This is a genomic window from Acinetobacter junii CIP 64.5 (assembly GCF_000368765.1).
In the GTDB taxonomy this organism is placed as follows: domain Bacteria; phylum Pseudomonadota; class Gammaproteobacteria; order Pseudomonadales; family Moraxellaceae; genus Acinetobacter; species Acinetobacter junii.
In genome coordinates this window covers 27,535-49,832 of record NZ_KB849654.1, presented here as the reverse complement: position 1 = coordinate 49,832, position 22,298 = coordinate 27,535, and the positions used below count along the sequence as shown (strand labels likewise).

Annotated in this window: 20 protein-coding genes and 2 pseudogenes; 15 read left to right on the top strand and 7 right to left on the bottom strand. The window is 37.8% G+C overall.

From position 1 onward, the window contains the following. Positions 1–51 precede the first annotated feature (51 nt). Positions 52–2,517 (top strand): acyl-CoA dehydrogenase, encoded by a 2,466-nt coding sequence (locus tag F948_RS01795; protein WP_004959331.1) that lies wholly within the window; start codon positions 52–54, stop codon positions 2,515–2,517. Positions 2,518–2,573: 56 nt separating this feature from the next. Here the strand turns inward: F948_RS01795 and F948_RS01790 are convergent, their stop codons facing one another. Then, positions 2,574–3,872 carry a sigma-54 interaction domain-containing protein gene (locus F948_RS01790; RefSeq protein ID WP_004959328.1) on the bottom strand — a complete coding sequence of 433 codons (1,299 nt, stop codon included), beginning with the start codon at positions 3,870–3,872 and terminating at the stop codon, positions 2,574–2,576. Between the two features lie 194 nt (positions 3,873–4,066). Here F948_RS01790 and F948_RS01785 point away from each other — a divergent pair, with 194 nt between their 5' ends. The 10 genes from F948_RS01785 to F948_RS01740 all read left to right on the top strand — a co-directional run bounded on the left by F948_RS01785 (position 4,067) and on the right by F948_RS01740 (position 15,022). Further along, a complete protein-coding gene (locus F948_RS01785) occupies positions 4,067–4,750 on the top strand; it encodes an MBL fold metallo-hydrolase (protein WP_004959326.1) in 684 nt (227 codons plus the stop codon). A 14-nt stretch (positions 4,751–4,764) separates the two neighbouring features. After that, positions 4,765–6,420, top strand: coding sequence for a bifunctional protein tyrosine phosphatase family protein/NAD(P)/FAD-dependent oxidoreductase (locus F948_RS01780; RefSeq protein ID WP_004959324.1), 1,656 nt, complete (start codon positions 4,765–4,767; stop codon positions 6,418–6,420). A 105-nt stretch (positions 6,421–6,525) separates the two neighbouring features. Continuing rightward, positions 6,526–7,323 carry a sulfite exporter TauE/SafE family protein gene (locus F948_RS01775; protein ID WP_004959321.1) on the top strand — a complete coding sequence of 266 codons (798 nt, stop codon included), beginning with the start codon at positions 6,526–6,528 and terminating at the stop codon, positions 7,321–7,323. Between the two features lie 200 nt (positions 7,324–7,523). Then, the gene (locus tag F948_RS01770; RefSeq protein ID WP_004959315.1) at positions 7,524–8,510 is read left to right on the top strand and encodes an acyl-CoA desaturase; all 987 of its coding nucleotides are present in this window, start codon (positions 7,524–7,526) and stop codon (positions 8,508–8,510) included. Then, positions 8,510–9,784: an NAD(P)/FAD-dependent oxidoreductase gene (locus F948_RS01765; protein WP_004959314.1), complete on the top strand. Its 1,275-nt coding sequence runs from the start codon at positions 8,510–8,512 to the stop codon at positions 9,782–9,784. Before F948_RS01770 ends, F948_RS01765 begins: the two co-directional genes overlap by 1 nt. A gap of 15 nt (positions 9,785–9,799) precedes the next feature. Further along, positions 9,800–10,615: a DUF1365 domain-containing protein gene (locus F948_RS01760; RefSeq protein ID WP_004959312.1), complete on the top strand. Its 816-nt coding sequence runs from the start codon at positions 9,800–9,802 to the stop codon at positions 10,613–10,615. Beyond that, positions 10,590–11,789 (top strand): SAM-dependent methyltransferase, encoded by a 1,200-nt coding sequence (locus tag F948_RS01755; protein ID WP_004959309.1) that lies wholly within the window; start codon positions 10,590–10,592, stop codon positions 11,787–11,789. The genes F948_RS01760 and F948_RS01755 overlap by 26 nt, the downstream gene beginning before the upstream one ends. 37 nt (positions 11,790–11,826) lie before the next feature. Then, on the top strand, positions 11,827–12,606 hold the full coding sequence (locus tag F948_RS01750) for a DUF1295 domain-containing protein (RefSeq protein ID WP_004959307.1): 780 nt from the start codon (positions 11,827–11,829) through the stop codon (positions 12,604–12,606). A gap of 9 nt (positions 12,607–12,615) precedes the next feature. Then, a complete protein-coding gene (locus F948_RS01745; RefSeq protein WP_004959306.1) occupies positions 12,616–13,665 on the top strand; it encodes an SAM-dependent methyltransferase in 1,050 nt (349 codons plus the stop codon). A 28-nt stretch (positions 13,666–13,693) separates the two neighbouring features. Next, the gene (locus F948_RS01740; RefSeq protein WP_004959305.1) at positions 13,694–15,022 is read left to right on the top strand and encodes a sensor histidine kinase; all 1,329 of its coding nucleotides are present in this window, start codon (positions 13,694–13,696) and stop codon (positions 15,020–15,022) included. Between the two features lie 2 nt (positions 15,023–15,024). On the opposite strand, the gene F948_RS01735 is transcribed toward F948_RS01740, so the two are convergent. The 4 genes from F948_RS01735 to F948_RS01720 are packed head-to-tail and all read right to left on the bottom strand — an operon-like array spanning position 15,025 to position 17,246. Continuing rightward, on the bottom strand, positions 15,025–15,714 hold the full coding sequence (locus F948_RS01735; protein WP_004959303.1) for a response regulator transcription factor: 690 nt from the start codon (positions 15,712–15,714) through the stop codon (positions 15,025–15,027). A 13-nt stretch (positions 15,715–15,727) separates the two neighbouring features. Beyond that, complete coding sequence (locus F948_RS01730; protein WP_004959300.1) at positions 15,728–16,225, bottom strand: chalcone isomerase family protein; 498 nt, start codon at positions 16,223–16,225, stop codon at positions 15,728–15,730. A gap of 49 nt (positions 16,226–16,274) precedes the next feature. Beyond that, entirely contained in the window at positions 16,275–16,643 is a 369-nt protein-coding gene (locus F948_RS01725) for a roadblock/LC7 domain-containing protein (protein ID WP_004959297.1), read from the bottom strand. A gap of 36 nt (positions 16,644–16,679) precedes the next feature. Next, complete coding sequence (locus tag F948_RS01720) at positions 16,680–17,246, bottom strand: nuclear transport factor 2 family protein (protein WP_004959294.1); 567 nt, start codon at positions 17,244–17,246, stop codon at positions 16,680–16,682. A gap of 261 nt (positions 17,247–17,507) precedes the next feature. On the opposite strand from F948_RS01720, the pseudogene uraD reads away from it, so the two are divergent. From uraD to F948_RS01700, 4 genes and pseudogenes are all read left to right on the top strand, one after another. Then, positions 17,508–18,009: pseudogene (gene uraD / locus F948_RS01715) on the top strand (2-oxo-4-hydroxy-4-carboxy-5-ureidoimidazoline decarboxylase). Continuing rightward, on the top strand, positions 18,009–18,344 hold the full coding sequence (gene uraH / locus F948_RS01710; RefSeq protein ID WP_004959281.1) for a hydroxyisourate hydrolase: 336 nt from the start codon (positions 18,009–18,011) through the stop codon (positions 18,342–18,344). The pseudogene uraD and the gene uraH overlap by 1 nt, the downstream one beginning before the upstream one ends. Before the next feature lie 43 nt (positions 18,345–18,387). Then, positions 18,388–19,762 (top strand): annotated as a pseudogene (locus tag F948_RS01705) (nucleobase:cation symporter-2 family protein). A gap of 309 nt (positions 19,763–20,071) precedes the next feature. Then, entirely contained in the window at positions 20,072–20,419 is a 348-nt protein-coding gene (locus F948_RS01700) for a lysozyme inhibitor LprI family protein (RefSeq protein ID WP_004959262.1), read from the top strand. A 72-nt stretch (positions 20,420–20,491) separates the two neighbouring features. Here F948_RS01700 and hpxO read toward each other — a convergent pair whose 3' ends face one another. Then, a complete protein-coding gene (hpxO, locus tag F948_RS01695) occupies positions 20,492–21,649 on the bottom strand; it encodes an FAD-dependent urate hydroxylase HpxO (protein ID WP_004959259.1) in 1,158 nt (385 codons plus the stop codon). A gap of 289 nt (positions 21,650–21,938) precedes the next feature. Next, on the bottom strand, positions 21,939–22,298 hold a 360-nt coding region (locus tag F948_RS01690; RefSeq protein ID WP_004959256.1), incomplete at its 5' end, for an IS4 family transposase.

Here is a 22,298-nt window from a genome sequence, read left to right as displayed (position 1 = left end):
AATTCAAATAAATCAATTTTCTCAGTTCAAGTTGAAGGCAAAGGAGTAACCATGACTCTATTATTGATATTGCTTAGCTTGTTTATTCAGTTTGTTTTGTTGTGGGCTGTATTTTATTTCGAACTAAATCGCACGATTGGTAGTATTTTATCAATTACTATCGCTATTTTATGTAGTGTATTTATCACACCTTGGAGTTTATCGATTGGCTTACCAATTATTCTCGCGAGTGTGATTCTTCTCCTCCCTCCATTACGCGAAGCATTCATCAGTCGTCCAGCATATAAAGCATTGTCAAAAGCAATGCCGTCGATGAGTACGACAGAAAGAGAAGCCCTAGAAGCAGGAACCAGTTGGTGGGAAAAAGAACTGTTTATGGGTTCTCCTGATTGGAATAAATTTGATGATTATCCTTATCCGACATTGTCAGCTGAAGAACGGTCCTTTTTGGACAACGAAGTTCAGCAGCTATGTGCCATGCTCGATGAATGGAAAATTCATCATCAAGATAAAGATTTACCTCCTGAAGTATGGCAATTCATCAAGGATAAAGGTTTCTTAGGTCTTATTATTCCAAAATCTTTTGGTGGCAAAGAATTTAGCCCATTTGCGCAAAGTCGTATTATGAGCAAGATTGCATCACGCTCTTTAACTGCAGCTGTGAGTTGTATGGTTCCTAACTCTTTAGGACCAGGAGAGCTTTTATTGCATTATGGAACGACTGAACAGAAACAACGTTACTTACCAGGTCTTGCGGATGGTACAGAAATTCCATGTTTTGGTTTAACAAGTCCTGAAGCAGGGTCAGATGCTGGTGCAATTCCTGATACGGGCGTGGTTTGTTATGGTCAGTATCAAGGTCAGGATGTGCTTGGATTAAAAATGAATTTTTCTAAGCGCTGGATCACACTAGCACCAATTGCGACTGTGATTGGATTGGCTTTTAAACTGTATGATCCTGATGGTTTGCTGGGTGATAAATCCAAAACCGAATATGGCATCACCTGTGCATTAATTCCTGCAAATCATGAAGGAATTAAAATTGGTGCACGTCATAATCCAGGCGCGCCGTTTATGAATGGTACAGTCGAAGGAACAGATGTATTTATTCCAATTGACTGGATCATCGGCGGACAAAAAAATGCTGGTAAAGGCTGGCGTATGTTGATGGAGTGTCTCGGCGTCGGACGTGGTATTTCATTACCAGCATTAGCTACAGCCGCAGGTGAGATGAGTTACTTATTGGTTGGTGCATTTGCGAGTGTACGACAACAGTTCAAAGTTTCTGTCGGTAACTTTGAGGGTGTACAAGAAGCGACCAGTGATATTGCCAGTGATGCTTATATGTTAGAGGCATTTAGATACATGGTCACTTGTGGTTTGAATCAAGGTGGTACACCATCAGTTATGACCGCTATGGCGAAGTATTATGCAACCGAAACGATGAGAACTGTGATCAATCACGGGATGGATGTAGTCGGTGGACGTGCGATTCAGCTTGGTCCTCGTAACTTCTTGGCATTGACTTATCAATCTATCCCAGTAGCGATTACCGTTGAAGGTGCGAACATTTTAACTCGATCATTGATGATTTTTGGTCAAGGTTCTATGCGTTGCCATCCGTATTTGTTTGAAGAATTACAACTCCTGCAAGCAGAAGATAAATCAGTTGCTTTGAAACAATTTAACACGTTGTTGTTTAAGCATTTGGCTTATACCTTTAACCGAGGTGCGAGAGCTTTCGCTTATGGTATTACGGGTGGACCGAGTCATGCATCCAAGCAATCTGATGCTTTCACCAAACCGTATTATGTGATTATCAATCGCATGAGCACAGATTTTGCTCTAACCGCGGATATGGCTTTAGGTCTTTTAGCTGGAGATTTAAAACGTAAAGAAATGCTCTCAGGACGCTTGGCGGATATCCATTCATACTTATTTATCGCAACTTCGATTCTTAAATATTATGAAAGTGGTAAACGGACGGAAGCTGAGCAAAAACATGCAGAATTGGCATTAAACAAAGCTTTATTTAATGCACAAGAAGCTTTCTTTGGATTCTATGAAAACTTCCCAGTAAAAGTTGCAGCTAAATTAGTGAAATTGATCTGTTTCCCATTTGGACGTCCAGTCGCAAAACCAACAGATCATTTGAAACAAGAAGTAGCTCAATTGCTCTTACAGGAAAATGCTTTCCGTGAAGAATTGAAGAAGCATGTGTATTACACCACTGAAGTAACAGATGTGATGGGGCGTATGGAATCTACATTCCAGATGTTGCTCACTATTCAACCGTTGTGGGATAAGTTCAAACGCGCAGAATCAAAAGATAAGTTCAAAGGACTCAGCTTTGAAGAAAGAATCCATGATGCTGTGGCGATTGATTTTATTACTCCCACAGAGGCAGATAAACTACTGAAATATAATGCTAAGCGTTATGACAGTATGTTAACGGATGTATTTGATCGTGAATTGAAACAAGAACGACCTTTAGCAAATCCGCATCTGCCAAGATAAGGATTTGTCATCCATCATAAGTAAAAGCGAGTTATTTTAAATAGCTCGCTTTTTTATTAGAGATTAAATTTTTTTCTATATCGCCATAAAGTTGTTCGACTCATATTGAGTTCTTTTGCAGCAAGATTCAGGTCATTTTGATGCTTAATCAAAACATCTCTAATTTTATTTTTATTGATTTTTTCTGGATAAACAGGCTTCTCTGATACCTCATTCTGTATTAGTGATGAATGCAAATGAATATCTATGATTTCATCTGGTAGATCAGCAACTTCAATTTCTGATTTTTCATTTGCCATGGTCAATGCATATAAAAGAGTGTTTTTTAGCTCACGGACATTTCCTGGCCAATCATAAGCAATCAATGTTTTTAATGCTTCATCGGATAGATGCGGTTGTGTGTGAAATACAGATTGCTGTTGACTCAAAATAAATTCAGCAATCAACGGAATATCCTCTTTACGATCACGTAAAGGCGGAATAAAAATAGGGATAACTCTCAGGCGATACAATAAATCCTGACGGAAACGTCCTTGTTTCGCTTCTTCGCGCAAAGCTCGGTGGGTCGCGGTGATGATTCGAACATTGGCTTTAATAGATTTTTCACCACCCAAAGGCGTAAATTCACCTGTCTCGAGTACACGCAAAAGTTTGGCTTGTAACTCTAGTGGGATTTCAGCAATTTCATCTAAAAATAGCGTTCCGCCAGCAGCTCGCTCGAAAACTCCTTTATGTTCACGAATAGCACCTGTGAAAGCACCTTTGACATGCCCAAACAATTCACTTTCTAAGATGTTTGCATTTAAAGCAGCGCAGTTGATTGCGATAAAAACTTTGCTTTTTCGCTGACTATGGTCATGGATGGCTTGTGCGACCAGTTCTTTGCCACTTCCAGACTCTCCACGAACTAAGACTGGAAATTCTGTAATTGCCACACGTTCAATAATTGAAAACATACGTTGCATTTCAGGAGATTGGCTATGAAATGTTTCAGACAAACTCTGACCACTATTTTCTTTTTTTGATGTTTCAGCCTGTTGCAATGGTTGAACTATGTACAACTTTCCAGAGAAATCCTGATCTGAAACTTGGATATTGTGTTGGTGACATAAAAGCTCAATTGAAGCTGTGGCAGATTGCAGATGAATTTTCCCAGTTTCTAATAGGTTGTTTAGTATTTTTTGTTTAGTCAGTTGAGCAATAGAGGGATTAAAACGTGTTGATTTGAACTCATAAACTATAGCTGAGTTTGATTGATCAACAATAAACAGGGCGCAGTCTGTAATGAGTTGTTGTAAATACCCTAAGAAGTTTTCCAAATCTACTTGTTTTATAAAATCAATGGATTGATTCATATTGTTTCAGGTGTTATTTCTTTGAATGTTTCATTGAAACATAAAATGAACTGATGGTGAAACATGAATTTAAGAAATCATTAAATAATATGTAATAATATATTGTTTTATTTGAATATAATAATTTGTGCATAGAATTGGCATCTTGTTTGCAATTTAAGAATATATAAATAATTACATCGAGATTGATCCACATGATATTTCATCAGTTTTTTGAAAATGAAAGTTCAACATATACCTATCTCATCGCATCTGAACAGACACGTGAAGCGGTACTGATTGATCCTGTTGCATCGGAAATTGAGCGTTATGCGGACATGCTTGAACAAAACAATTTGAAGCTGGTTTATAGCCTTGATACGCATGTGCATGCAGATCATGTAACGGCAGCAAATCTGTTACGTGAACGTTTTGGATGTAAAACAGTGTTACATCGCAACTCCGAAGTTGCATGTGGTGACATTTTTATATCTGACCGCAGTGCAATTCGCGTAGGAGAGATTTTAATTGAAGCTCGCTATACGCCTGGACATACCAATGCATGTACCAGTTATGTATTGGATGGTATGGTATTTACGGGTGACGCATTGCTTATAGACGGTTGCGGGCGTACTGATTTCCAAGAAGGTGATGCTGCAACTTTGTATGACAGTATTCATCAACAGATATTCACTTTAGCTGATGAAACTATTGTTTATCCAGGTCATGACTACAAGGGGCGCGTGTCATCTACGGTTGGACAAGAGCGACTACATAACTCTCGATTGGGGGAAGGCAAAAGTAAGCAAGACTTCATTATTTTGATGGAAAACCTCAATCTTCCTTATCCAAAGAAAATTGATATTGCTTTACCTGCGAATAAAGCCTGCGGTCAGTAATACGAGAGAGTGGCATGCAATTAAAACAAGTGAATCAAGAATTTTATGTTGCAGATCAAATTTCTCAACGAGATGTGGCTGAACTTGCAAATAAAGGTATCAAAACAATTATTTGTAATCGTCCTGATGGTGAGGGTGCTGATCAACCCAATATCATTGAAATACAAGAAGTAGCATCTACTCACGGGATTCAAGTTGAGTATTTACCTGTGGTGAGTGGTCGTGTAACTGATGAGCAGGCTGAAGAGTTTAAATCAGTTTATCAAGCAGCTCAAAAGCCAATCTTGGCGTTTTGCCGCACAGGTACACGCTCAATCACGCTTTGGGGATTATCTCAGGTTTCAGGATTAAGTCTGGATCAAATGCTATTGGTGTCTAAAACTCTGGGTTATGACTTACAAGGTTTAGTTCCAAGAATCCTCAATCAACACCCAACACAATTAAATAATGTGCCTAAATTTTCGGTGGTGATCGTAGGTGGTGGAGCTGCTGGGATTTCAGTTGCTTCAAGCTTACTTTCACGAGAGCCAAATCTAGATATTGCTGTGATTGATCCAGCAGAAATTCATTACTATCAACCCGGTTGGACGATGGTCGGTGGTGGAATTTTTGCACCAGAAAAAACAGTTCGAACCATGGCGAGTTTGATACCTAAGCAAGTACAGTGGATAAAAGCTGCTGTGGCGGCCTTTGATCCAGACAATAAACAGGTGTTGTTAGAGGGCTGTAAGCCGATCAACTATGAAGTATTGGTGGTTTGCCCAGGTTTGAAGCTTAACTGGCACGGTATTGAAGGTTTAGTTGAAACATTGGGCAAAAATGGTGTGACCTCGAATTATCGTTATGATCTAGCGCCGTATACATGGCAGTTAGTCAGCCAAATGAAACGTGGTAAGGCAATTTTCACTCAACCACCTATGCCGATCAAATGTGCGGGTGCGCCACAAAAAGCGATGTATCTATCTGCCGATTATTGGCAAAAACAAGGCGTATTGAAAGATATTCAAGTTGATTTTTTCAATACGGGTGCGGTGTTATTTGGTGTTGAGGCTTATGTGCCAGCATTGATGGAATATGTGAAACGCTATAACGCCAATCTGCACTTCAACCATCAGCTGGTAAAAGTTGATGGTGCAAACAAACGTGCATGGTTCAAGGTCAATCAAGGTGAAAGTACATCACTGTTAGAAACTGATTTTGACATGATTCATGTCGTTCCACCGCAACAAGCACCTGATTTTATTCGTGCAAGTAATTTAGTTGATGCAGCAGGTTGGGTGAGCGTTGATCAAAATACTTTGCAGCACAGTAAATATCCTTACATTTTTGCACTTGGAGATGTCATGAATGCTCCGAATGCGAAAACTGCTGCTGCAGCACGTAAACAAGCGCCAATTGTTGCAGTGAATGTTTTGCAGTACTTAAAAGGTAGTGATCAATTTGCTCAGTACGATGGTTATGGTTCATGTCCTTTGACTGTTGAGCGAGGCAAGATCGTTCTTGCAGAATTTGGCTATGGTGGGAAACTGCTACCGAGTTTTCCAAAGTGGTTCTTGGATGGTCAAAAACCTTCACGTATGGCATGGCTATTAAAAGAACAAATCCTACCCCCGATGTATTGGGATGGCATGTTAAAAGGGCATGAGTGGCTGGTAAAACCTAAACTGTAATTTATTCATTAGATCCTATAGATCATTAGCTTAGCTCTAATTTTAGAGCTGGGTTAGGTTTTTTCACACTTGAAAAAGTGTATCTCATTTTTCATGAGGTCCTTTATGGATATGTGGTTATTAGTCTTGGAAGGTTTAGCAATTGGATGCTTGCTTGGATTAACAGGTGCAGGAGGAGGAATTTTAGCCGTTCCCGCACTGATGGCGAGTCAAGGATGGACTGTCTCACAAGCTGCACCTGTCGGACTACTTGCAATTACACTTTCTGCGTTTGTAGGGAGTGTACAAGGCTTATTGAAAAAAATCGTACGCTATAAAGCTGCAATATGGATTGCTTTGATTAGTATTCCATCGGCTCGATATGGCGTGCATTTATCTAACATCATCTCTCCTACATGGTTAAGCCTAGCTTTTAGTTTAGTGATGATGGTTGTTGCCTATCGAATTTTCTTCAATAAAGTTCATGATTTTGAAGATCCACCATGTAAGGTCAATCAGTCTACTGGAAAACTTATTTGGAATGTGAAAACAGCCAGTGTATTGGGTCTTATTGGTGTGGTTGCGGGTTTGTTGACTGGATTGCTTGGTGTTGGTGGTGGATTTGTCATTGTTCCAGCGCTGCGTAAAGCAACGGATCTCGATATGCGTAGTATAGTTGCAACGTCGTTAATGATCATTTTTCTGATTGGCGGTGTGAGCATTTCTATCCACGTACTCGATGGCTTCCAATATCCAGTTTCAGTAACGATCAGTTTTGTGGTTGCTTGCATTTTAGGGATGTTGGTCGGACGACGACTCATTAATTTGATTGATCTAAAAACAGTGCAAAAGATATTTGCAACTGTGGTAATTGGTGTCGCTGTTTACCTAATTTGGACAAGTCTTTCTGTACTATTTTTATAGAAAGTGTCATATTTAAAAAATGAAATTCTATGATTAGCTTATTTTTAGGAATAGGCTGATGAGTATAAATAAATTTTTGTTTTTAAATGATTTTACACGATCATTTTGCTAATATTTTTTTATACAATTGATCTTCACATAAATTTCATACCAAATTTTATAAAATCAAAATTACAAGAGAAATGGGTCAGGAAGAATCAATGTTTAAATTTTTTCTGCGATGGATAGACAGTTGGTCAACTACACAAACTTCTGAGACAAATGAGTCTGATACGTTTAAAACATATAAAGATACTAAAATTCAATGGTTGCGAATCCTTCCATTTATTTTTTTGCATATCGCATGTTTAGCCGTTTTCTGGGTCGGTGTATCTTGGTTTGCAGTCGCGTTTATGCTGTTTTTTTATTTTATTCGTATGTTTGCGATTACAGCATTCTTTCATCGTTATTTGTCACATAAAACATTTCAGACTTCTCGTCCTGTGCAATTTATATTTGTCTTGATTGGAACGATGAGTGCGCAACGTGGTCCTTTATGGTGGGCTGCTCATCATCGCTATCATCATCGTTTTACCGATACAGAGCATGATCCACACTCATCAGAGCATGGTTTTTGGTATAGCCATATCGGCTGGTTCCTAAATGAACAGAATTTCACAACGCGAAAGGAGGTCATCAAAGATTGGATCAAATTTCCAGAATTAGTTTGGTTAGACCGATTTAGTTTACCCGTTGTGTTACTGACTGCTTTATCAATCTATGGTTTGGGTGAGTGGTTAGCAGTTGCTTATCCAAGTTTAGGTACATCAGGTTTGCAATTGCTGGTTTGGGGTTTTGTGGTTTCAACAGTTTTGTTGATTCACGCAACTTTATGTATTAACTCGCTTGCTCACTTGTATGGAAGCCGAGATTTTGAGACTAATGACAATAGTCGAAATAACTTATTCCTTTCGATTATTACATTGGGCGAGGGTTGGCATAATAATCATCACTATTATGCAGGTAGCACGCGACAAGGTTTTTTCTGGTGGCAAATCGATATTACTTATTACATTTTAAAAATGATGTCTTTTTTAGGTCTCATTTGGGCGATCAAACCAGTACCTGAGCGCGTTTATGATGCGTACAAAACTCAAATACAAAATTTAAAAATGAACGCGAATAAAATTCAAAGTGAGAAGTCTTGATGAAGATTGCAATTGTAGGTTCAGGTATTTCAGGCATGTATGCCGCATGGAAATTATCACAGCAGCATCAAGTCACGATCTTTGAAAAAGAAAATTATTTCGGAGGACACACTGACACCCACGATCTTTGGATTGATGAACAGAATGTTGCAGTAGATAGTGGGTTTATTGTATTTAATGACTATAACTATCCTTTATTCAGTGCAATGATTGCTGAACTTGGTGTCCAAGCACAGAATAGTGATATGAGTTTTTCTGTGAATAATCAGGTCACTGGTCTACAGTACAATCCATCTAAAAAATGGTCATTATTGACTCGTCCGAAAAATTTTTTAAATAAGAACTTTCGATTGATGCTGTCTGATTTGATCAGGTTTTATCAGGAGAATAAAGATGTTGTCGTGGATCAATGTGATGCTGAGTTAAGTATTGAAGATTATCTAAATCGAAATGACTACTCCCAGGTTTTTAGAGAAGAACATCTCTATCCAATGTGTGGCGCACTGTGGTCAAGTCCAGTTGATCAAGTTGGGAAGATACCCTACAAATTTGTGGTCAGTTTCTTTCAACATCATCGTATGTTGCAGTTGGCTGATCGACCACAATGGCAGACAGTAAAAGGTGGTTCAGCTTCTTATATACGAGCGATTCAAAAAACTTGCCCATCGATTATTTGGAAGAAAGCGCAAGTTCAACAAGTGATTCGTGAAAATGATTTAGTTCATATTGTCACAAATCAAGAACAAGAAACTTTTGATTGGGTTGTGTTTGCGAGTCATGCTGATGATACGTTAAAGCTTATTCAAAATCCTTCGGCAGATGAGCGAGATGTATTAGGTTGTTTTGATTATCAAGATAACTTTATGGTGGTACATCACGATACTTCGATTATGCCGAAGCGTCAATCTCAATGGGCCAGTTGGCATGTGCATGTCACTGCTCAAGAAAAACCTGAAAAAAATAGCAAAGCTCATCAAGTACACTATGGATTTACCTATTGGATGAACAGCTTGCAGAATCTACCTTGTAAAACGCAGGTATTTTCTACATTGAATCCGAATATGCCGATCGCGAATGATAAGATTTATGTCGAACGTCATTATCGACATCCTGTTTTTGATAAAAAAGCAATTGAGTCACAAGCGCGTTGGGAACTGATCAATGGTCAAAACCGCAGTTCATTCTGTGGAGCATATTGGGGTTGGGGCTTTCATGAAGATGGGGCGAGAAGTGCTCAGCGTGTAGTAGATAAGTTGTTAAAAATTAAAGACTAATTTGGAGGTGATCACATGTTTGAAGATTCACTTTCCATAGCCAAAGCTCAGATTAGACATCGGCGCTTTCATCCCAAAGCACACGATTTTCAGTCTAGTTTGAGCTATTTTTGCTTTGATCCAGATCGTATCGATCAAAACCTAGATCGTTCATGGCTTTGTTCAACTTCGCGTTGGAATATCTTAAATCTTTATGAAAATGATTTTCTAAAAGGTTATACAGGTTCGATCAGAGAGCGAATTAAGAAAATTCTTTTGCAGCAAGTGGACACGATTTTATCGACTCAATCAGAAATTCGTGTGCTCGCATTGCCAAGAACTTTAGGATTTAGTTTTAATTCAGTCATCTTTTATTTTGTACTCAATCCTCAAAAACAACCTGTTTTCATATTGAGTGAAATCACCAATACCCCTTGGAATGAACGTAAAGTTTATGTGCATGACTGCCGTCAAAAATTAAAAGAGCACAGTCATTTCAAAAGTTATGAGTTCGAATTTGAAAAGAGTTTTCATGTGTCTCCATTTATGCCGATGGATATTCACTATAAATGGTGCTTTAACTTTTCAGATGAACAAAATGTGATTCATATGCAGCTTTATCAATCAGATAAATTTATCTTTGATGCAACGATGCGTTTCACTTTAACCAGCATCACAGTTCCTTCACAACTGAATCGTTATGCTATTTATCATATCTTTGAACCTTTCAAGATGTTAGCTTCGATCTATGTTCAAGCTTTTCATCTATGGCGAAAGAAAGTTCCATTTTATCGGCACCCTAAAAAAGATAAGGATTTAAAACAACATGATGAAAACGCTTATTTTCGGTGAACACGATTCACTGCCTTTGGTTCTTCGGAGCTTGCTCAAACTTCGTCATGGTCAAATTCATTTTCGTGGAGAATGGAATGGCACCGTGGGAGAGCTTTCAGATTTAGAAGCTACGATAGATATTCATAATAAAGAATTGATCGATCTGATTTTTAAAAACGGTGTACTTGGTGCAGCTGAAGGTTATATTCGCGGCTATTGGAGCAGTGAACACCTCGTTGAAGTCATTCAAATTTTGGCGAGAAATCGTCATGTGCTTGATAAGATTAATCAGAATGTGATTTCTCAAGCCAGCCAACTTGTATTAAAAGCTTGGTACAAAACACGTAAAAATTCATTGTCAGGAAGTCGAAAAAATATTGCAGAGCATTACGACCTGAGCAATGACTTTTTCAAACTCTTTCTTGATTCTTCAATGATGTATTCCAGTGCAGTATATAAGCACAAAGATATGACTTTAGAAGAAGCATCGGATTATAAAAAAGAACTGATTTGTCAGAAGTTACAGCTCAAACCTATGGATCACTTGGTTGAGATCGGTAGTGGTTGGGGCGGATTTGCGATCTACGCTGCTCAGCATTATGGCTGTAAAGTGACTACGATTACGATTTCTCAAGCACAATATGATGAAGCAACCAAACGTATCGCAGATGCGGGCCTTAGTCATCGTGTCGATGTTCAACTCAAAGATTACCGATTGTTAGAAGGCAAGTTCGACAAGTTGGTTTCGATCGAAATGATTGAAGCGGTGGGTGAGCAATATTTATCGACTTACTTTAATAAATGCCGATCCTTATTAAAACCGAACGGGTTGGGATTGATTCAAGCTATTACGATTGAAGATGCACGTTATAAAAAAGCTTTGAATACCGTGGATTATATTAAACGCTATATTTTCCCAGGAAGTTTTATCCCTTGTATCAGCGTTTTAACACAAGCGGCATCTGAACAACAGTTACGCTTAAAACATCTTGAAGATATTGGCTTGAGCTATGCAGAAACGATTCATCAATGGCGTGAGCGTTTCTTAAATGCCAAAGAACGCGTTTTGGCTTTAGGATTTGATGAGAACTTTATTCGGATGTGGGATTTCTATCTCTGTTATTGCGAAGGAGGTTTTAAAGAAGGCGTGATCAGTGATGTGCATCTTCTATTTGAAGCAAGCCCTTATTAAAAAATCCAAGATTTTTTAATGCATCAATGAGGTGGTTATGTTGTGGCAATTATTTTTACTTGATGCCGTAGTAATGACGCTGTGTTGGTTGTGGGCAACAGTTAACCATCGTGCAGGTATTGTAGATGTCGCTTGGAGCTTTTGTATTTTTTTAAATACTGCTCTGACAGCATTGTTTGTTGAGATCGCTCCGTTAAATGTCAGATTGTTTCTCGGCGTATTAAGTTCAATATGGTTCTTGCGTCTAACTTTGCATCTATTCCGTCGTTATTTAGCTGAGCATGAAGAAGATCGTCGATATGCCAACATGCGTAGAGCAATGGGCAAATATCAACATTTTGGTTTCTTTCTATTTTTCATGTTTCAGGCTGGATTAGCCATTTTATTTAGCATTCCGATGTGGAGCTTGCTCAATGTGCCAAGCATGTCTTGGAGCATGGATACCAATGATTATCTGATTATTGCAGGTCTAATTATGTTTGTTGCATTCGTCGGTGAGACGGTTGCAGATCAACAATTATATCGTTTCAAGCAAAATCCTAAAAATCATGGCAAAACAATGGATCAAGGTCTATGGAGATATTCACGTCACCCAAACTATTTCTTTGAATGGTTGCATTGGTTTGCTTATCCCATCATAGGAGTAGCGGCAGGATTATTAAGCTTGTGGATCTATCCAATTTTGATGTGGTTATTCTTGTATTACATCACGGGTATTCCATTTAGTGAGCAACAAGCATTAAAAAATCGCGGTCAAAATTATCTCGATTATCAAAAACGAACTTCAATGTTTATTCCGTGGAAACCCAAACAGTAGGTACTGCACATGGACTTTATTATTCAAAAATCTTTAAAACTCGTTGAAAGCGGTTTAGTTCCAGATCAGGCGATTCGTGCAGCAATCCGTGCATTGAGTAAAAAGCGTTTGATTCAAGAAGGGCGCTATCATCCTGAGCAAGGTGCACAGCGTTATATGGACGTGCTCAATATGTTGAAGCACAGTGAGATTGCGATTGAAACAGACAAAGCCAATGAGCAACATTATGAGTTGCCGACTGCTTTCTTTCAGGCTGTCTTAGGGAAACGTTTGAAATATAGTGCCTGTTTCTTTCCACATGAGCGCACCACACTAGATGAAGCCGAAGAATTTGCACTGCAAATATATAGTGATCGTGCACAGTTGCAGGATGGTCAAGAGATTTTAGAATTGGGCTGTGGTTGGGGATCATTTACCCTATGGATGGCTGAGCGTTATCCAAATGCGAAGATCACAGGTGTTTCAAATTCTGCAACTCAACGCCAGCATATTTTAGCTGAAGCTGAAAAACGTAATTTGAATAATATTCAAATCATCACTTGCGATGTCAATATGCTTGAATTAAAGACCAATACGTTCGATCGTGTAGTTTCGGTTGAAATGTTTGAACACGTTAGAAACTATCAGAAACTCTTTGAGAAAATTCAGTCTTGGCTTAAAGAAGACGGTAAGTTGTGGTGTCATATTTTCTGTCATCGTTTCTTACATTATCCTTTTGAAATCAAAAGTGAATATGACTGGATGTCACGTTACTTTTTTACGGGTGGTCTGATGCCATCAACGTCTACATTCTTACATTTCCAAGATCATTTAGAGCTTGCGCAGCATTGGCAGTGGTCAGGCACACATTATGAAAAAACATCGAATGCTTGGCTAGAAAATATGGATCGCCATGCTGATGAGTTAAGACCTTTGTTTGAGCAAGTCTATGCACAAGATGCAGATGCATGGTGGCAACGTTGGCGTATATTCTTTATGGCTTGTGCAGAGTTATTTGGATTTGAACAAGGGCAAGAGTGGGTGATTGGTCACTTCCTGTTCAATAAGAAAGTCGTATAATTAATTATTGTTTATTGCAGATCAGCTTATGTTAAAACCGAAAAATCATGGCGTGAATACACATCCATTGAGCAAGATGTTTAATCGTCATTATTGGTTGCAAATAGGTCTGATCGCACTTTCAATCATTATTGGTATTGCGTGTAGTGCATGGGTAATTAAGGGTTCTTTACTTAAAACTGCACTCGAGCAAGAGATGGAACATTATTGGCTTCGAGTCGATCGTAATCCAAATGCAGATTTACCAGACACAAAGAATTTGTACGGCTATCGTTGGAACACTGCAATGCCGCCCGCTGCTTTTAAAGGACAACGTTTAGAACAAGGTGTACAGCGCATCTTTGTGGATGGAAAAGAACGTATGACTGTTTACGGAGAGCGAAATGGTCAGCACGTTTTATTGGTTTTTGGCGAAAGTAACGTTAATAAAATTGTATGGATGTTCGGACTTGCACCATTAATGTTTAGCCTAATTGTGCTTTACAGTATATTATGGTGGTCCAACCGCCGTGCTAAACGCTATTTTTCACCGATAACCCGATTAGCCAATGCTTTAGAACATATTGATTGGGCGCATCAAAATAAAGAAGCATCGCCGTTTCAAGGTATAAGTACCAATGGCAATTTAGAAGCGGAATATCTAAAACAAGCGCTGGAAAAATATCATCAAGTTTTAACTGAATTTATTTATCGAGAAAGAGAGTTTACGGGTGATGTGAGCCATGAATTGCGTACTCCGCTAACGATTTTGAAAGGCAATGTGCAACTTTGTCAGGCGAAATATGGTGAAGATAAATCACTAAATCGAATTTCGAATACCATCGAAGATATGCAATTGTTGGTTGATACGCTATTGGCTATTGCTCGAAACACCACGAACACGCTAACCGCTGAACAAATGATTCTATCAACGATCATTCGTGATTTGGTAAGTGACTTAGATCCAGTGAGTCAAAGCAAAGGAATGGAGATTCTAGTTCAATACGATCCTCAAGAATTTCCTCGTATGATTTATCCATCTATGACTAAAATGGTTCTGAGCAATATCCTGCGTAATGCTCTGAATTATTCCCAAGGCTCAAACATTTATATTATTCAACGTAAAAATAGTATTGTGATTGCGGATAATGGCATTGGAATCACGATGCCGAATGATTCCAAAGTTCAAGAATTAAATACGACTCAACTGCAACTTAAAGCAAAAGGGCATGGTATCGGATTACAGTTGGTGCAAAAACTCTGTAATCAATTAGGCTGGCGTGTTGAGCTATTTGATCGACAATATTATTTGAGCACACGCAAATATCTCAAACTGGAAAACACAACGGGTTTAATCGTTGTGGTGTATATGAATTGAGTTTAATAATCTTCAAAAGCGACTTTTAAGCCAACACCTGAGACGGTATGAATTAACTTTTGGTCAAATGGTTTGTCGACCATTTTGCGTAAGTTATAGATATGGCTGCGTAAAGCATCACTTTCAGGTTCTTCATCTCCCCATAGTTCGATGATAATTTCTTGTTTAGTGATCACTTTAGGTGAATTGCGCATCAAAATTTTGAGTAATTTAAACTGAATTCTTGGCAGCTCAATATGTTGACCTGCACGGGTAACTGTTTGGGTAGAACTATCTAAAATAAGATCATGGATTTGAATTTTACTAGAAGAAACCTCTCCAAGAGATCGTTTAATCAACGCACGAATACGCATCACTAATTCATTAAAATCAAAAGGTTTAACTAAATAGTCATCTGTTCCAGCAGTAAAACCTTTTAATTTGTCATCTAAGGTATCTCTCGCGGTTAACATCAAGATAGGAATATCTTTACCTTGATCATTTCTAAGCCATTCACATAAGTCGTAGCCTGAACCATCTGGAAGGTTGATATCTAAAAGTAGCAAATGGTAGGGTTGGTTCTTTAGAAAATTTCGTGCCGCATCAAGGTTGCGTGCATGATCGATCACAAAGCCATGCTCTTCTAGGAACTCACACACTGTTGCTGCAAGTTCATAGTGATCTTCAACCATCAGAATAAATTGATTGCTCATAATAATAGTCAAGTTATTGATTTAGTAATTGTTGCTTTAATTTAGCATTAAATGGCTGGCTTCCAAACCAAATTTTAAAGTACTGATTGGCTTCAGTATCCGTGATTTTCCCAAGTGGTTTTTGATTTAAAGACAGTGAAAGTGTTTGATTAGAATGATTATATTTTAACGAGTAGAGATCGCCTTTACGGACAGGCTTATATAAAGATGTAATTTTATTCAACGCAGAATTATCCGTAAAATTGCTGACATTTTTCTTGAGGAAATGAGTGGCTGCTCTTTTAAAAGCCCATTCTGGAATATCACGTGTGTACATGAAATCGAGCTGTATATCTTGATTATCCCATTTTTGACTACAGTCACTAGCATAATAACTGACTGTACCAACATTCTTTTTAGTCACGATAATCGGTGCGTTTTTACAAAATTGAGTGCTTGCATGACTAAGATTTGTTGCGAGAGAGAGAAATAGTACACTTGAGAGCACTATGATTTTTCTGTGGTAAAACATAACAAATCCTCAGTTTTCAAATGTAGATCTAGCCTTATATAGACCGAGCTTAATAGGTATAGAAATTAAGGTTTCGTTCAACTTGCTGTATCTCATACCGTGCGAAAGCAAGATTTGTGTCGGTACGATCTAAAACAGCATAAAGGAAAAGCGTATGATTGGTTTCCAATGGCGTCACGATATGATATTGATCGCGCATCGTGACCAAGACACCTTCTAAGTAATCATTTGAATCAAGCTCAGCCATCAGTTGTCGTTGATAGCTGAGTAAATTTGCCCCTTCAGCAGCAGCTAAATCAATATTGAAAAATTCATCACCAAAGTATTCGAGAATCGAACCATCATAGGCATCGATCAGCGCTAGAACAATTAAACCCTTAATCCGTTTTAATTGTTTTGATAATAAATTGATTTCCATAATTTATTTTCTGCTTAAAGGGGGCTGAATTTTAAACTATTTTTTGAACGGTAAGATCATAGAATAACCACTTCCGACATATGGTAATGAGCGATATAAACCATTTGCTGGGTCCCAATAGTCTTGTTGGAAAATGATTTGATTTGAACCATTTATTTTCATCTGAGTGACACCATATGAAGCCATAGATTTGGTTCGACCAAACATTTTAAAGTCATATGCCATATACCAATGAATATAAGCAGAGTCACGTTGATGTGTGGCGCTCACAAGTTTAACCGTGACATTACTCACACGTTTATTCATGCCTTCAAAGTGTTTGATTAGGTCTTGTTTATTTGAAAATTGAGAAAGTGTGTCATTGATAAATAAACGATCTGCATATAATTCACTGGCATTCTTAACAAAATCTGGTGTACCTAAAGTATTAAAGGCATTCACAAAACGGTTACCAATCATTTGTGCCTTTTCTTGATCGAGAGCCACACCCGTAATATTTTTATCAGCTTGACGATAATCAGATGTATAACTTGGTATGCTTTTACATCCGACAAGCGAAATCAAGGTAAGTGTTGATATTGCTAGAGTTTTTAAGAGTGTCATATTTATCATCCAATTACATTTTAATTTCATGTTAGATGCTGCGCTGTGAATATCACGTGAACTTGAAAAAACAATGCTTTTATAGCGATGAAACATCACAATTTTTTAAATTATTGAACATTGATTTAAGATTTTTCTAACTGTTAATTTTATTTAATTCAAAAATCAATTAATCCATAAAATTCAGTCTTGGCATGTTCATTGCTTAAATATAAATTATCTGGTCAGACCAGTCTGACAATGAAATAATTTGGAGCAACAATGAATTTAGAAAGATTTAATCTTTTAAATGATGAGCAAGCATTTGAAGCATTAAAACCATGCGTTCATATTCCATCATGGATTGAAAGTATTGTTCTGCAAAGACCCTTTTGGTTCAGCTGAAGAATTATATCAAGCGGCTGCTTTACAAGCTCGAATATGGCAATGGTCAGAAATATTAGAAGCACTGGCACAACATCCACGAATTGGTGAAAAAAAAGCTGCCATGACTTTATCGGAAAGAGAGCAGCAGTTTTCACAAAAAGAACAGGCTCAGCTCGGTGTAGATCAAGATATTCAACAAGCACTCTTTCAGGGCAATTTAGCTTACGAGCACAAATTTAGTCATATTTTTTTGATTCGAGCAGCAGGGCGTTCAGGTACAGAAATGTTAACAGAACTCAATCGACGTTTAGAAAATTCAGCTGAACAAGAGCAGCAAGAAGTTAAACAACAACTCAGTGAAATTGCATTAATTCGCTTAAAGCAGGAGATTCAATAATGGCAGGTATAAGTACACATATTCTAAATGCTGCATTAGGTAAACCTGCTGTAGGGGTTTCTGTGGAATTATTACATGAAACGTCACAAGGCTATTTTTCTATAGATAAACAGTTAACTGATATAGATGGTCGTATTAAAGCATTTAATCTCGATTCATTTATACAAGGAAATTATCAACTAGTTTTCTATGTGGAGAATTATTTTAAATCTATAGATGTTGAATGCTTTTATCCAAAGGTTTGTATCGATTTTAAAATATCAGATATCCATCAGCACTATCACGTGCCCTTATTAATTAGTCCATTTTCCTATTCAACCTATCGCGGTAGCTAGGTACACCATGCATTAACAAAGAATTTTTATAGAGGAAAATTACATGCACAACGATAAAATGCACAGTGAAGCTCGTGCAAGCGTATCTGCAGAACATCAATATTTAGGAATGAATAAAACATCATTTATGGACTGCAACATGTGCTGACGATGTATGGTGGAATTATTGCACCACCTATCATTATTGGCGCTGCCGCAGGTTTAGAAGCCTCGGAAATAGGTTTGTTGGTTGCTGCTGCGCTTTTTGTTGGAGGCATAGCAACAATGTTACAAACATTGGGCTTTAAGCATTTCGGTGCAAAACTGCCGATTGTTCAAGGGGTATCTTTTGCTGGTGTTGCAACAATTTTGGCAATTGTCACCACAGGTGGAGGATTAGCTTCAGCATTTGGCGCAGTCATCGTTGCGTCATTGATTGGTTTATTACTAGCACCATTCTTTTCAAAAATTATTCGTTTTTTCCCTCCTGTGGTGACTGGCTGTGTAATTACCATGATTGGTATTTCTTTATTACCCGTTGCGATTCGTTGGATGATGGGGGTAATCCCAAAGCTGAAAATTGGGGCGATCCAGCAAACATTGGCCTAGCTGCGATGACTTTAGCGATTGTCATTATTTTCAGTATGTTAAAAAGTCAGTTAATGCGTCGTCTGGCAATTTTAATGGCGATTGTATTAGGAACGATTATCGCTTCATTGGCTGGGTTTGCAGATTTTTCCAAAGTTGCTAACGGTTCAATGTTCGCTTTTCCTCATATCTTCCATTTTGGCATGCCAGTGTTTGAATTTACTGCCATTCTTTCTATGGTGATCGTAACTTTAGTTATTATGACTGAAACTAAAGCAGACATTATCGCAATTGGTGAAATTGTTGTAAGCAAAGTTGATTCTAAACGGATTGGAGACGGTTTACGCGCTGATATGTTATCTAGTGCAGTTGCCCCAATTTTTGGTTCGTTTATGCAAACCGCATTTGCACAAAATGTAGGCTTGGTTGCAATTACAGGAATCAAAAGACGTTTTGTTGTAGCTACTGCTGGAGGGATTCTGGTAGTACTTGGCTTATTACCAATTGTTGGGCGGTTAGTCGCTGCTATTCCAATGCCAGTATTAGGTGGGGCAGGTATTGTATTGTTTGGCACAGTGGCCGCAAGTGGTATCCGCACATTGGCAAAAGTTGATTATAACGATCATAAAAATCTGATTATTGTCGCAACCTCATTGGCAATTGGAATGATTCCGATTGCAATCCATGAGTTCTATGCACAGTTTCCAAAATGGGTTAGTACCCTATTACATTCTGGAATTAGCTCAGCATGTATTACTGCTATTTTGCTCAATATTTTATTTAATCATTTACCTTTCGCCAAAAAATCGGTCGAAACAACAACATTACCTATTAATTCTGGCCACTCATAACGGTACTGAAGTGGCTTGATTTTCTAAATCCATCACACATTTTAAACATCAACCATTAAAAAATTTCTTATTCATTTTTGAATAGGTCTAGGTGAGCTTTGATTTGAGAAAAGATAAAACAGTATTCTAAATAACTTAGAAGTGATTTGTTATTGAGCTCTTAAAAATTTAGAAAAACACAATTAGAGTGCTTTCGATTGTCTAAAAAGAGAGTATATGTATGTTAAGTTAATTTTATTTCTAAATAATTTCTAAAATTAGGTTAGACTTTATCTGAATTTATCAACAACTATCTTGATTGAAAAAATAATGATGAAAAAAAGCCTATTAATTTTAACGTTAGCCATGTCTTCAGAAATTTATGCTGCTCAGATTTGTGCTAAATCAGCTAATTCTTTTGAAGCTACAGAATGTTTAGACAAAGAAGTAAAAAGGTTGAGGACTGAGCTAAATACAATCTATAAAAAAGTTTATAAACAAACTGAAGCTAAAAAAGAGCTAGATACAGCTCAGAAGTCTTGGTTTAATTATAAAGATCAGCAGTGTGGTGATTTTGTTAGTGTTGATAGTGGCTATAGTCCCTCAACGATGATTTTTAATCTTGATTGTCAGGTCACGCTGTTGAAACAGCGTATAGACTTTTTGAAGTCACTTTAATTTTATAATTCTGAAAATTAAAAATAGAAAAAAAAAGCCCCCATTGAAGGGGGGAGTTAAAACTTTATGTTATTAATCTAAAGGATTTCCCACAATATTGCTAATAATTCCTTGCATGATGTGCGAACCTTGTTCTGTATAGAGTGATTGATACCATTCTTCAGTCACTTTTTGATCTTTCATATGCGTTACATCACAACGCTTACGAACACGTAATACCATTTGTTTGGTTCGGTCATTACGTTTGTTTTGGTATCTTTCTAGTGCATCACTTAGCCCAAAAGTATTTATCTGCAAAGCACGTGCCAAGTAAATAGCATCTTCCATTGCTTGGCAACCGCCTTGCCCAATGTCTGGGGTAGTACTGTGTGCTGCATCGCCAAGTAAAACGACACGACCTTTATAAAAATTCATAAAAGGTTCAATGTCATGAATTTCGACGCGATTGGTTTTTTGCTCATCTAAACGATCAATCAGTTGATGCACAGGTGAACACCAATCTTTGAAATATTTTTTCAGCTCAGTTTTATATTGATCACGTTGATTGGGTAGACCTGCTTCTACAGGCACATCAAAAAAGAAATAGAAACGATTTTCTGCTACAGGCATAAGTGAGACACGTTTTCCTTCACCGACATAGGTTGTCCATTGTTGTGCCGGTGCAATTTTTTCATCGATTTGAACCAGCCCATTCCAATTGACATAACCAGCATAACGCCGTTCGACTTGATGGCCGAGTACAAACTTGCGTGTGATGGAGTGGGTTCCATCCGCACCAATTAATAGATCAGCTTGAATCTCGGAACCATCGGCAAAACGAATGCTGACATATTCAGACTGATCTTCAATCTCGGTCATTCTCATTCCTAGTTTAATATTTTCTAAGCCAAATGTTTCCATGAGAAGTTGTTGTAAATCTGCACGCGCAACAGGGTAGGCACGTTGTCCAACTTTTTTATACAAAGGAGTTAAATCAAACTGAGTCATGGTTTGATTATTCAGGCCATCGATGTAGGCTAATGATTCCATTTGTCCGCCTAAAGTTTGAATTTGCTCAGTCAAACCAAGATAATTTAGGCATTTTACGCCGTTCGACCAGAGTGATATCGCTGCTCCTACAGGTAATATTTCAGCTGCTTGCTCATAAATCGTGACTTGATGCCCAAATTTTTTTAAAGCGATACCAGCAGTTAAACCGCCCATACCTGCACCTACAATCGCAATATTCATCTTTTAGACCCTAATTTTAGAACTATAAATTTCTAATAAGTCTTAAGCGAGAATTGTGCCAATTTTAACCTGTGGTTGAACAGGTCATACCAGTAAATTTGCATTATTAAAATGCAAGAATAGGTTGGGTGTTTTAATGTAGTTCAAAGTTTGGATTAAAGTAGTGCATTGGTATTTTGGTGGGTAAAATTTTTATCTAGAACATGCTTCTCTGAGAAAGTTATTTACATATCATCAATCTATAAAATAAAAAAAGAAGTATGTGTATGGCACTGCTGTCCCACAAATATCACAAGTAGAACCTCAATTGAGGTTCTTCTTGTTTTCGCCATTTTTTATCAGGCACAAAGAGTGACCTTAAAAGTTTCCTTTCAAATAAATTGACCTGAATAATTCTCAGTAAACGCTGAACAATCCATCCTTCTTGTGCCATGTGTTTAGCGAAGTTCACCAGCAAATAGGCAATTAATGCAATCCATATTTGCGTTTGTATCGCATTGCGGCTTCGACCTAGAAATGACTTCAGTTTTAAATTCTGCTTGATGGCTTTAAAGAATAACTCAATCTTCCAGCGGTCTTTATAAATTGCAGCAATGGTGGATGCTGCCAGATGAAAGTTGTTGCTCAGAAATTCGAATGTTCTTTTCTT

Bases quoted from the DNA above. Each gene is read 5' to 3' on its own strand.
- F948_RS01795 (WP_004959331.1), top strand. From the start codon at position 52: ATGACTCTATTATTGATATTGCTTAGCTTGTTTATTCAGTTTGTTTTG.
- F948_RS01790 (WP_004959328.1), bottom strand. From the start codon at position 3,872: ATGAATCAATCCATTGATTTTATAAAACAAGTAGATTTGGAAAACTTC.
- F948_RS01785 (WP_004959326.1), top strand. From the start codon at position 4,067: ATGATATTTCATCAGTTTTTTGAAAATGAAAGTTCAACATATACCTAT.
- F948_RS01780 (WP_004959324.1), top strand. From the start codon at position 4,765: ATGCAATTAAAACAAGTGAATCAAGAATTTTATGTTGCAGATCAAATT.
- F948_RS01775 (WP_004959321.1), top strand. From the start codon at position 6,526: ATGGATATGTGGTTATTAGTCTTGGAAGGTTTAGCAATTGGATGCTTG.
- F948_RS01770 (WP_004959315.1), top strand. From the start codon at position 7,524: ATGTTTAAATTTTTTCTGCGATGGATAGACAGTTGGTCAACTACACAA.
- F948_RS01765 (WP_004959314.1), top strand. From the start codon at position 8,510: ATGAAGATTGCAATTGTAGGTTCAGGTATTTCAGGCATGTATGCCGCA.
- F948_RS01760 (WP_004959312.1), top strand. From the start codon at position 9,800: ATGTTTGAAGATTCACTTTCCATAGCCAAAGCTCAGATTAGACATCGG.
- F948_RS01755 (WP_004959309.1), top strand. From the start codon at position 10,590: ATGATGAAAACGCTTATTTTCGGTGAACACGATTCACTGCCTTTGGTT.
- F948_RS01750 (WP_004959307.1), top strand. From the start codon at position 11,827: ATGTTGTGGCAATTATTTTTACTTGATGCCGTAGTAATGACGCTGTGT.
- F948_RS01745 (WP_004959306.1), top strand. From the start codon at position 12,616: ATGGACTTTATTATTCAAAAATCTTTAAAACTCGTTGAAAGCGGTTTA.
- F948_RS01740 (WP_004959305.1), top strand. From the start codon at position 13,694: ATGTTAAAACCGAAAAATCATGGCGTGAATACACATCCATTGAGCAAG.
- F948_RS01735 (WP_004959303.1), bottom strand. From the start codon at position 15,714: ATGAGCAATCAATTTATTCTGATGGTTGAAGATCACTATGAACTTGCA.
- F948_RS01730 (WP_004959300.1), bottom strand. From the start codon at position 16,225: ATGTTTTACCACAGAAAAATCATAGTGCTCTCAAGTGTACTATTTCTC.
- F948_RS01725 (WP_004959297.1), bottom strand. From the start codon at position 16,643: ATGGAAATCAATTTATTATCAAAACAATTAAAACGGATTAAGGGTTTA.
- F948_RS01720 (WP_004959294.1), bottom strand. From the start codon at position 17,246: ATGACACTCTTAAAAACTCTAGCAATATCAACACTTACCTTGATTTCG.
- uraH (WP_004959281.1), top strand. From the start codon at position 18,009: ATGGCAGGTATAAGTACACATATTCTAAATGCTGCATTAGGTAAACCT.
- F948_RS01700 (WP_004959262.1), top strand. From the start codon at position 20,072: ATGATGAAAAAAAGCCTATTAATTTTAACGTTAGCCATGTCTTCAGAA.
- hpxO (WP_004959259.1), bottom strand. From the start codon at position 21,649: ATGAATATTGCGATTGTAGGTGCAGGTATGGGCGGTTTAACTGCTGGT.